The following is a 10,147-nucleotide window of genomic DNA, read 5'->3' as shown; positions in this document are numbered from 1 at the left end:
TCCCCGGCCCACTCGCCCTGCATGCCAACAACACTGGCCCCGACGCAACCGCGTCGGGGCCAGAACCGCAACATTTTCAGTGATCTTCTAGACGGCCGCGTCCAGCCGGGCCAGTTCCTCCGTGCTCAGCACCAGGTCCGCCGCTGCCGCCGAGTCCCTGATCGTCTCCGGCCGGCTCGCGCCGGGAATCGGGATCACTGTCGGCGACTTGGCCGACAGCCAGGCCAGGCACACCTGTTGGGGACTGACCCCGCGCTCTTTCGCCACGGCATGGAACGCGCCGAAGCGGTCGGTCCCCGCCGGCCTGGACGGGCCGTCCAGCGAGCTGCGCGAGATGCCGCCGAGCGGGCTCCACGGCAGGAACGCCAGCCCCAGCTCGGCGCAGAGCCGCAGCTCCGCCTCGCTGTCCCGTACGGCCGGCGAGTACTGGTTCTGCACCGAGACCAGCCGGTCCCCGAGGATCGCGCGGGCCCGGCGGATCTGGCCGGTGTCCGTGTTGGAGACGCCCGCCAGCCGGATCTTGCCCTCGTCGAGCAGCTCGCGCAGGGCGCCGACGGACTCCTCGAAGGGGACGGCGGGGTCCGGCTTGTGCAGCTGATAGAGACCGATCGCCTCCACCCCGAGCCGCTTCAAAGAGGCCTCGGCGGCCGCCTTCAGATGGCGCGCAGAGCCTGTCGTCGTCCAGCTGCCGATGGGGGTCTCCCCAGGCTTTGATGCTCTGGGGGACGGTCTGCCACGCCCGCCCTTCGTGGTCACCAGCACGTCCGCCGTGTCACCGCCGTACGTCGCGAGAGCGCGGGCGAGCAGGTGCTCGTTGTGGCCGGGCCCGGCGCCGGGCAGGTGATAGGAGTCCGCCGTGTCCAGCAGCGTCACGCCCGCGTCGAGCGCGGCGTGCACGGTGGCCAGAGCCCGTGCCTCGTCCGGGCGGCCCTCGATGGACAGCGGCATGGCGCCGAGCCCGATCGCGCTCACGCGCAGGCCGCCCAGTGTGCGGTACTGCATGTCAGTCGCCCTTCCCCAGCGTCTCCGCGACCGCCTTCGGCAACCACTGCCGTACGTCGCCGAAGGTGAAACCGAGCCGCGTGGCCCGGGAGTTGTCCATGCCGTAGGAGCGGGCGAAGGAGAACGGCGAGACCTCGCCGGCCTCGACGCCCCGGAAGACGGCCCTGCCCTCGGGGAGATGCACGGCCAGCGCCGCGCACAGTTCCTCGGTGGCCAGCAGCCCGTGGGAGGCCGCGTTGACCGGCCCGGTGAAGTCCGCGCCGACCGCCCATGCCAGGAAGTCGGCGATCTCCTCGACGTGGATGTAGGTGGCGGGCTTGTTCACGACCGGAACGGTGATCGGCTCGCCGGTCCGGATCCGGTCCGTGTAGTGCTGGAGCCGCCCGGTGAAGTCGTCGTCCCCGCCCAGTACATGAGCGACGCGCACGGCCACGTAGGGGAGGTCCTGGCCGGCCGCGAAGACCGCCTCGGCCTGCCGCTTGCCCTCGCCGTAGTGGCTCTCGACGAACTCCGGGTCGTCCCAGGGGAGTTCGAGCTCGACGACGACCGCGCGCGGATCGACAGCCTCCTCGCGCACAAGTTCCACCGAGTCCTCGTACGCGTACACCTCGACCGTGGACGTCATCACATAGCGCCGGGTGCGGCCGGTGAACACGCGGCGGGCGAGCGCCGCCTGGCGTGGGGTGTAGCAGACCTGGTCGACGACGGCATCGAAGGTGCGCGAGCCGAGGGCGGCGGTCAGCGAGCGCTCGTCGTCGCGGTCGGCGACGAGGTGGAGCGCCCCGGCGGGCGGTGGCGACGAGCCGCGATTGAGGACCGTCACACGGTCCCCGGCGGCGAGCAACCGCGCGATGAGCCGCTTGCCGAAATAGCGGTTCCCGCCGATGACCAGTACCTCTCGCGCCTTTTCCATGACCATAATTCTCCCGGCGTACACACGCGTCCTGAAGGGGGAAGCATGGGAGTTCCGGCCGCAGCCCCGAAAGAACCACGGCATCTGCGCACGGCTGCCAACGAAACATCGGTGGCCTTCGATGCGCTGGACCGGCGGCTCCTGGAGCTCCTCCAGACCGACGGCCGGATCAAGCTCAGCGAACTGGGCCGCCGGGTGCGTCTCAGCCCGGCGGCGGTCACCGAGCGGGTACGGCGGCTCGAGGCCGCGGGCGTGATCAGCGGCTACGGAGCGCATGTCGTCCCGGCCCGCCTCGGCTACGGCATCCAGGCCTTCATCCGCGTGAACCCGCACGGCGGGTACAACCTGAAGCACCCCAGGACCCTGGAGCTGATCGAACGTCCCGAGATCACCGAGGTGCACCATGTGGTCGGCGAGGACTGCTGGATCCTCAAGGTCGCCGTCCGGGACACGGTCCATCTGGAGGAGGTCCTCGAAGCGGTCTCCGCCCTGGGCCGCACGACGACGTCGATCGTCCTCACCTCCCCGGTGCAGCGGAAACCGCTGTTGCCCTGACGTCGGCGTCAAGGCTTACGTTCGTACGCATGCGAATCGGCGAGCTGGCCGAACGGGCCGGGACCACCACGCGGACGCTCAGGTACTACGAGTCGCGGGGGCTGCTGCCCGCGCGGCGCGACACCAACGGACACCGGACGTACGACGAGCGGGACCTGAAGCTGCTGCGGCAGATCAGGACCCTGCAGGACTTCGGGTTCGGCCTGGAGGAGACCCGGCCCTTCGTGGAGTGTCTGCGGGCCGGGCACCCGGAGGGCGACTCGTGTCCCGCGTCGCTCGCGGTGTACCGGCGCAAGCTGGACGAGCTCGACGCGCTGATCGCGGAGCTGGGCGCGGTACGGGAGACGGTGGCCCGGCAGCTCGCGCGCGCCGAGAGGGCGCGGGAGAAGCTGGCCGCCGAGGCGGGGGTTTCGGGCGGTCCGGAACCGGTGTGCGAGCTGGGAGGGCAGCAGGGGTGATCAGGGCAGCAGGTGTGGCCGAGGTGACGGACGCGGATTTCGACGACGAGGTGCTCGGGGCGGAGCTGCCGGTGCTGGTGGAGTTCACCGCGGACTGGTGCCCGCCGTGCCGGCAGATGAGCCCGGTGCTGAGCGCGCTCGCCGCCCAGGCGAGCGGCCGCCTGAAGGTGGTCCAGCTGGACGTGGACACCAACCCGGAGACGACGAATGCGTACAAGGTGCTGTCCATGCCGACGTTCATGGTGTTCCGCGGCGGTGAGCCCGTGAAGTCGATGGTGGGGGCGCGGCCGAAGCGCCGACTGCTGGAGGAGCTGTCCGACGTGCTGTGACCTCAGCAGACGTAAAGAAATCCCCCGGGCAATTGCGCCCGGGGGATTTCTCTGCGTATATTCAATGGTTCGCGACTTCACGGAAATGTAGTCGCGAGGAAGCGTAATGAGGCAAGTATATCCGGGCGGGAGCGGAATTGTCAAACATGGATTCGTCAAACGTCGACTTTCCAGACGATGAAATGCGCCGCGAGCAGGAATTCATCGACGACCTGTACGCGCGCGTGGACGCGCTGCGCGGCGACGCCGAGCACTCCGTCACGGACGCGCTCGCCCAGGGCGACAAGCCGATGCAGGCCCGTCTGGAGCGGGACATCCTCGTCGCCGAGCGGTCCGGGCTGCTCGCCGCGCTGAACGCCGTGGACGGTTCGCTCTGCTTCGGCCGGATCGACCTGACCTCCGGCGTCCGCCACCACATCGGCCGTATCGGCCTGCGCGCCGCCGACGCCGACCGCACGCCGGTCCTGATCGACTGGCGTGCCGCCGTCGCCCGCCCCTTCTACCTGGCGACCGGCCACACCCCGATGGGCCTGCGCCGCCGCCGGCACATCACCACCGACGGCCGCCGCGTCACCGCCCTGCACGACGAGTTCCTCGACGTCGGTGACGCCACCAGGACCGGCTACGAGGACCCCAGCGGGGACGACGTACTGCTGGCCGCGCTGAACTCCGCGCGCACCGGCCGGATGACGGACATCGTGCAGACCATCCAGGCCGAGCAGGACGAGATCATCCGCGCCCCGTACCGCGGAGTACTGGTCGTCGAGGGCGGCCCCGGCACCGGCAAGACGGCGGTGGCCCTGCACCGGGCCGCGTATCTCCTCTACGAGTACCGGGAGCTGCTGGCCAAACGGGCCGTCCTGATCGTCGGCCCCAACCCGGCGTTCCTCGGCTACATCGGCGAGGTGCTGCCCTCCCTCGGCGAGACCGGTGTGCTGCTGGCGACGGTCGGTGAGCTGTTCCCCGGCGTGAAGGCGACGGCGACCGACACCCCCGAGGCGGCCGCCGTGAAGGGCCGCGCCGAGATGGCCGACGTGCTCGCCGCCGTCGTACGGGACCGGGAGGCGCTGCCCGACCCGGTGATCGCGATCGAGCACGACCGCGAGATCCTGATGCTCGACGACGGCCTGGTGAGCGTCGCCCGTGAGCGCACCCGCGCCGCCGAGCTGCCGCACAACGCCGCCCGCGAGCACTTCGAGGGCCACATCCTCAACACGCTCACCGACATGGTCGCCGAACGCATCGGCACCGACCCCTACGACGGTTCGAACCTCCTCGACGCCAGTGACATCACCCAGATCCGCGACGAACTCGCCGACAACCCCGAGGTCTGGTCCGCCGTCGACCAGCTGTGGCCGGTCCTCACCCCGCAGCGGCTCGTCGCGGACTTCCTCGCCGCGCCGGAGGGGTACGTCGGCGACGCGGACGCCGCCGCCATCCGCCGACCGGTCACCCGGGCGTGGACGGTGGCGGACGTACCGCTGCTCGACGAGGCGGCCGAACTCCTCGGTGAGGACGACCGGGCGGCCCGGGCGCGTGCGGAACGCGAGCGGGAGGCCCAGGTGGCGTATGCGCAGGGCGTCCTCGAGGTGTCGTACGCCTCCCGCACCTACGAGTTCGAGGACAAGGAGGAGGACGATCCCGAGGCCTCCGAGGTCCTGTCCGCGCACGACATCATCGACGCCGAACGGTTCGCCGAACGGCACGAGGAGGACGACCACCGCAGCGCCGCCGAGCGCGCGGCGGCCGACCGCACCTGGGCGTTCGGGCACATCATCGTCGACGAGGCGCAGGAGCTGTCCCCGATGGCGTGGCGGCTGCTCATGCGGCGCAGCCCGACCCGCTCGATGACCCTGGTCGGCGACCCGGTCCAGACCGCGGAGGCGGCGGGCGTGGGTTCCTGGTCGAAGATCCTCCAGCCGTATGTCGAGGACCGCTGGGACCACACCCGCCTCGGCGTCAACTACCGCACCCCCGCCGAGATCATGGACCTCGCCGCGGCCGTCGTACGCGCGGAGCACCCCGACTTCGAGCCGCCCCGCTCCGTACGGTCGACAGGGGTACGCCCCTGGGTCCGGGCCACCGACGACCTGCCCGGCGCGGTCGCCAAGGCGGTCGGGGAGCTGACCCCGGCCGAGGGCCGCCTCGCGGTGATCGCGCCACGCGACCTGCACCGGCGGCTGGCCACCCGGCTGGACGGTGTGACGGCGGGTGCCGAGCCCGACCTGACGCAGACGGTTGTCCTGCTGGACCCGCGGCAGGCCAAGGGTCTGGAGTTCGACTCCGTCCTGGTCGTCGAGCCGGGGCGGTACGGGACGAGCGATCTGTACGTGGCGCTGACTCGGGCGACGCAGAGGTTGGGTGTGCTGCACACGGGGTCCCTGCCGCGGGGGTTGGCCGAGGCGTCGCCCGCGTCGGGGTGACCGTCGCTGGGGGCTCCGCCCCCAGACCCCCGGCCTGTGCCCACCCACCACCCGACTCGGTCGGGTGAGGGGTGGGCCGGTCGATCTCGGTCGGGGGCATGCGCCCGGCTACGCCGGCCGCAGCCACACCGTAGCCAGCGGCGGCAGCGTCAGTCTGATGCTGGCCGGGCGGCCGTGCCAGCCCATCGCCTCCGGCTTGACCGGGTCGGGGTTGATGACATTGCTGCCGCCGTAGCGGTCGGCGTCGGTGTTCAGCGTCTCGTGCCAGGCGGGGATGTCGTCGGGGACGCCGAGGCGGTAGTCGTGGCGGACGACCGGCGAGAAGTTGGAGACGGACAGGAGCGGTGTGCCGTCGACGGCGTGCCGGAGGAAGGCGAAGACGTTGTCGTCGGCCGCGTCCCCGACGATCCACTGGAAGCCCTCGGGGTGGGTGTCACGCTCCCAGAGGGCGGGGGTGTGGCGGTAGACGGTGTTGAGGTCGCGGACCAGGTCGCGTACGCCGCGGTGGTCGGCCTCGGCCCCGTACGCGGGGTCGAGAAGCCACCAGTCCGGGCCGTGGGCCTCGGACCACTCCGCTCCCTGGGCGAACTCCTGGCCCATGAACAGGAGCTGCTTGCCCGGGTGGGCCCACATGAAGCCGAGGTACGCCCGGTGATCGGCCCGCTGCTGCCACCAGTCGCCCGGCATCTTCGACACCAGTGACCGTTTGCCGTGCACCACCTCGTCATGGGAGATAGGCAGGACGTAGTTCTCGCTGTACGCGTACACCATCGAGAACGTCATCTCGTGGTGGTGGTACTTGCGGTGGACCGGCTCGTGGCTCATGTACTGCAGCGAGTCGTGCATCCAGCCCATGTTCCACTTCAGCCCGAAACCGAGGCCGCCGAAGCCGCTCGGGCCCTGGTGGTGGGTGGCCCGCGTGACACCGTCCCAGGCGGTGGACTCCTCGGCGATCGTCACCACGCCCGGCGCCCGCCGGTACACCGTCGCGTTCATCTCCTGCAGGAACGCCACCGCGTCCAGGTTCTCCCGCCCGCCGTGCTCGTTCGGCGACCACTGGCCGGGCTCGCGCGAGTAGTCGAGGTAGAGCATCGAGGCGACGGCGTCCACCCGCAGCCCGTCGATATGGAACTCCTCGCACCAGTACACGGCGTTGGCGACCAGGAAGTTGCGCACCTCGCGCCGGCCGAAGTCGAACTCCAGGGTCCCCCAGTCGGGGTGGGCCGCACGCAGCGGATCCTCGTGCTCGTACAGCGGACGCCCGTCGAACTCGGCCAGCGCCCAGTCGTCGCGCGGGAAGTGCGCGGGCACCCAGTCCATGAGCACGCCGATGCCCGCCCGGTGCAGGGCGTCCACGAAGTACTTGAAGTCGTCCGGTGTGCCGAGGCGGGCCGTCGGGGCGTAGAAGCCGGTGACCTGGTAGCCCCAGGAGCCGCCGAAGGGGTGCTCGGCGACCGGCATCAGCTCGACATGCGTGAAGCCGAGGTCCTTGACGTAGGCGGGCAGCTGCTCAGCCAGTTGACGATATGTCAGGCCCGGTCGCCAGGACGGGAGGTGGACCTCGTAGACGGAGAACGGTGCCTCGTGCGCGGGCAGCTCCGCCCGGCGGGCCAGCCACTCCTGGTCGCCCCACTCGTAGTGCGAGGCGTGCACGACGGACGAGGTGTTCGGCGGCGCTTCGGTGCGGCGGGCCAGCGGGTCCGCGCGCAGGGTCTTCGAACCGTCGGGACGGGTGATCTCGAACTTGTACAGCTCGCCCTCGCCGATCCCGGGTACGAAGAGTTCCCATACGCCGGTGCCGCCGAGCGAACGCATCGGGAAGCCGGTGCCGTCCCAGAAGTTGAAACCGCCGGCCAGGCGCACGCCCCGGGCGTTCGGCGCCCACACCGTGAACCGGGTGCCGGAGACGCCCTGATGGGTCATCGGCTCCGCGCCCAGCGCCCGCCACAGCTCCTCGTGCCGGCCCTCGCCGATCAGATGCAGGTCGAGCTCACCGAGCGCGGGCAGGAAGCGGTACGGGTCCTCCGTGTCCAGGACGGTCCCCTCGTACGCGATGCCGAGCCGGTAGCCGGGGACGTCCTGCAGGGGCACCAGCCCGGAGAAGAACCCGTCGCCGTCGTCGTGCAGCTCGGCCCGCAGACTGCCGGCGACCACGGTGACGGACAGGGCGTACGGCCTGAACACCCGGAACACGACTCCGCCCGGCACCGGGTGGGCGCCGAGCACCGAGTGCGGGTCGTGATGCGTACCGCTGAGCAGACGCTCGCGGTCCCCGGCATCGAGGGCGGGGGAGACGGTGGCCACGACGGGGACCTTCGACGCGGTCGTCTTCTTGGCGGTCGCTTTCCTTGCGGTTGTCTTCTTTGCTGCGGTCGTCTTGGCGGAAGTCTTCTTGGCCGTGACCTTTTTCGTTGCCGCCTTCTTGGCCGTGGCCTTCTTCGCCGTGGCCTTCTTGGCCACAGCCTTCTCAGCAACCGCCTTGCCGGCCGTCGTCTCCTTGGCCACGGCCTTCTTCGCCGTAGCCTTCTTGGCAGCCGCCTTCTTCGCCGTCGCCTTCTTGGCCGGCGTCCTCTCGGGCGCGGTCGCCTTCTCCTCGGCCGTCTTCTTCGGATCCGAACCGCTGGCGGGGGTACGGGGGGTCACGGGCGGAGCCTCCTAGGAGAAGGTGTGATCAGGTCAGGTGGGAGGAAGCGAGGCGCCGCACGGCCGACAGCGGCACCGGGAGCCAGTCCGGGCGGTGCCGGGCCTCGTAGACGACCTCGTAGACCGCCTTGTCGGTCTCGTAGGCCCGCAGCAGCACCGGGTCGTTGCGCGGATCGCGGCCGTCTATCTCGGCGTACCCGGAGCAGTACGCGGCCCGGCAGGACTCCGCCCAGCCGGGCACGGACGGCCGGACGGAGTGTGCCGCGTAGTCGAAGGAGCGCAGCATCCCCGCGACGTCCCGCACGGTCGGCTGCGGCATCCGCCGTTCGGCCAGTGGCCGGGCCGGCTCGCCCTCGAAGTCGATCAGCGACCACTCTCCCCCACTGCCGAAAGCGTGGGAGGGGCCCCCGGCCGGGGAGCGCAGGCACTGCCCGAGATGCAGATCGCCGTGGACGCGCTGGGCGGTCCAGGTGTGGCCCTCGGCCGCCAGATCGGCCAGCGCCTGGAACGCGGAGCGCAGCCCGGGTGCGTACGTCCGCAGCGCCGGTACCGCCTGTGCGGCGGCGTCGAGGCGCTCGAGCATGCCGTCGACCATCGAGCGCAGCTGGAGGTGGCCCAGCGTCACGGTCGGCAGCGCGCGGGCCAGCGCGGTGTGCACCTCGGCGGTGGCACGCCCGAGCGCCCGCGCCTCGGCGGCGAAGTCCTCACCCTTGGCCAGTTCGCGCAACGCCAGCTCCCAGCCGTCCGCCGCGCCCTGGATGTAGGGCTGGAGGACGCCGAGGACGTACGACTGACCGGACAGCTCGGCCCGCAGCCACGCCGTCGGCGCCGGCACCCGCGGACAGCCCTCGCGGGCCAGCGCGAGCGGCAGCTCGAGGTCGGGATTGACGCCGGGCACGATCCGGCGAAGCAGCTTCAGGATGAACGTATCTCCGTAGACGACCGACGAGTTGGACTGCTCGGCGGTCACCGCGCGGGGCACCAGACCGGACCGTACCTCCTGCCGCGGGTCCCGTTCGAAGCGGAGGCCACCGATGCGGGCCCGGGTGCGCAGCGCCTCCAGGAGCAGCTCGGCGGGCCGGGGGTCGTACAGGGCCTCGTACACCGTGCGTCCGGTGAGCGGCCCCTCGGTCACATGGCCGATCAGCGCGGGCGCCAGCCGGGGCGGCAGCGCCTCGCGCTCACCTATCAGGAGCTGGTAGCAGTCACCGGGGCCGGTGCCGTGGGCGAGCGGCTGATGGACCTGGACGAGCAGGTGGTACAGGCCCAGCTTCCCCCCGGCCGGCAACAGCTCGGTGGCCGCCACCAGCGAGAACCCGGTGACCGGACGCCCCTTGCCCGCGAACCAGCGCTGCCGTGGCAGCCATTCCCGCAGCAGGGGGTCCAGTGACGCGAGGAGACCGGGGCCGGCCGTGGCGGGGCGGGTGACGGCTTCCGACATGGCGTGCGTCCCTTCCCGGAGTGGGCGGGGTGTTACTGATGCGTGCCCCGGGCGGAGCGGGAGAAACCGCCCCGCCCCGGAGTCCTAGGCGGCGTCCTTGCGGAGCCGGAACCAGTAGAAGCCGTGCCCCGCCAGGGTCAGCAGGTACGGCAGTTCGCCGATGGCGGGGAAACGGACCCCGCCGATGAGCTCGACCGGATGGCGGCCGCTGAAGGAGTGCAGGTCGAGTTCGGTCGGCTGCGGGAAGCGGGAGAAGTTGTGCACGCACAGCACGAGGTCGTCGCCGTGCTCCCGCAGGAACGCCAGTACGGCCGGGTTGGAGGACTGGAGTTCGGTGTACGAGCCGAGGCCGAAGGCGGGGTTCTGTTTGCGGATCTCGATCA

General features: G+C 71.1%; 9 protein-coding genes. 4 read left to right on the top strand and 5 right to left on the bottom strand.

Annotated elements, in window-relative coordinates:
- Positions 1–87 precede the first annotated feature (87 nt).
- Positions 88–1,002 carry an aldo/keto reductase gene (locus ACFV7R_RS46175; protein WP_385276569.1) on the bottom strand — a complete coding sequence of 305 codons (915 nt, stop codon included), beginning with the start codon at positions 1,000–1,002 and terminating at the stop codon, positions 88–90.
- Between the two features lies 1 nt (position 1,003).
- Positions 1,004–1,915 (bottom strand): NAD-dependent epimerase/dehydratase family protein, encoded by a 912-nt coding sequence (locus ACFV7R_RS46170; protein WP_385276567.1) that lies wholly within the window; start codon positions 1,913–1,915, stop codon positions 1,004–1,006.
- A gap of 45 nt (positions 1,916–1,960) precedes the next feature.
- Between ACFV7R_RS46170 and ACFV7R_RS46165 the strand changes: the two genes are divergently transcribed.
- The 4 genes from ACFV7R_RS46165 (at position 1,961) to ACFV7R_RS46150 (ending at position 5,680) form a co-directional block, all read left to right on the top strand.
- Positions 1,961–2,470 carry an Lrp/AsnC family transcriptional regulator gene (locus ACFV7R_RS46165; RefSeq protein WP_385276564.1) on the top strand — a complete coding sequence of 170 codons (510 nt, stop codon included), beginning with the start codon at positions 1,961–1,963 and terminating at the stop codon, positions 2,468–2,470.
- Between the two features lie 29 nt (positions 2,471–2,499).
- Positions 2,500–2,928 carry a MerR family transcriptional regulator gene (locus ACFV7R_RS46160; protein WP_385276561.1) on the top strand — a complete coding sequence of 143 codons (429 nt, stop codon included), beginning with the start codon at positions 2,500–2,502 and terminating at the stop codon, positions 2,926–2,928.
- Complete coding sequence (locus ACFV7R_RS46155; protein ID WP_385276559.1) at positions 2,925–3,257, top strand: thioredoxin family protein; 333 nt, start codon at positions 2,925–2,927, stop codon at positions 3,255–3,257. Before ACFV7R_RS46160 ends, ACFV7R_RS46155 begins: the two co-directional genes overlap by 4 nt.
- A gap of 182 nt (positions 3,258–3,439) precedes the next feature.
- Positions 3,440–5,680 carry a HelD family protein gene (locus ACFV7R_RS46150; protein ID WP_385276556.1) on the top strand — a complete coding sequence of 747 codons (2,241 nt, stop codon included), beginning with the start codon at positions 3,440–3,442 and terminating at the stop codon, positions 5,678–5,680.
- A gap of 108 nt (positions 5,681–5,788) precedes the next feature.
- Here the strand turns inward: ACFV7R_RS46150 and glgB are convergent, their stop codons facing one another.
- The 3 genes from glgB to ACFV7R_RS46135 form a co-directional block, all read right to left on the bottom strand.
- Positions 5,789–8,323 carry a 1,4-alpha-glucan branching enzyme gene (glgB, locus tag ACFV7R_RS46145; RefSeq protein ID WP_385276553.1) on the bottom strand — a complete coding sequence of 845 codons (2,535 nt, stop codon included), beginning with the start codon at positions 8,321–8,323 and terminating at the stop codon, positions 5,789–5,791.
- A gap of 28 nt (positions 8,324–8,351) precedes the next feature.
- On the bottom strand, positions 8,352–9,764 hold the full coding sequence (locus tag ACFV7R_RS46140) for a maltokinase (RefSeq protein ID WP_385276550.1): 1,413 nt from the start codon (positions 9,762–9,764) through the stop codon (positions 8,352–8,354).
- A gap of 84 nt (positions 9,765–9,848) precedes the next feature.
- The coding region (locus ACFV7R_RS46135) for an alpha-glucosidase C-terminal domain-containing protein (protein ID WP_385276547.1) at positions 9,849–10,147 on the bottom strand (299 nt) is incomplete at its 5' end.

Origin of the sequence: Streptomyces sp. NPDC059866 (genome assembly GCF_042731325.1) — a bacterium.
Taxonomy (GTDB): domain Bacteria; phylum Actinomycetota; class Actinomycetes; order Streptomycetales; family Streptomycetaceae; genus Streptomyces; species Streptomyces flavusporus.
The sequence above is the reverse complement of the archived record's forward strand: the minus strand, read 5'-3'. Positions and strand labels throughout refer to the sequence as shown.

Bases quoted from the DNA above. Each gene is read 5' to 3' on its own strand.
- ACFV7R_RS46175 (WP_385276569.1), bottom strand. From the start codon at position 1,002: ATGCAGTACCGCACACTGGGCGGCCTGCGCGTGAGCGCGATCGGGCTC.
- ACFV7R_RS46170 (WP_385276567.1), bottom strand. From the start codon at position 1,915: ATGGAAAAGGCGCGAGAGGTACTGGTCATCGGCGGGAACCGCTATTTC.
- ACFV7R_RS46165 (WP_385276564.1), top strand. From the start codon at position 1,961: ATGGGAGTTCCGGCCGCAGCCCCGAAAGAACCACGGCATCTGCGCACG.
- ACFV7R_RS46160 (WP_385276561.1), top strand. From the start codon at position 2,500: ATGCGAATCGGCGAGCTGGCCGAACGGGCCGGGACCACCACGCGGACG.
- ACFV7R_RS46150 (WP_385276556.1), top strand. From the start codon at position 3,440: ATGCGCCGCGAGCAGGAATTCATCGACGACCTGTACGCGCGCGTGGAC.
- ACFV7R_RS46140 (WP_385276550.1), bottom strand. From the start codon at position 9,764: ATGTCGGAAGCCGTCACCCGCCCCGCCACGGCCGGCCCCGGTCTCCTC.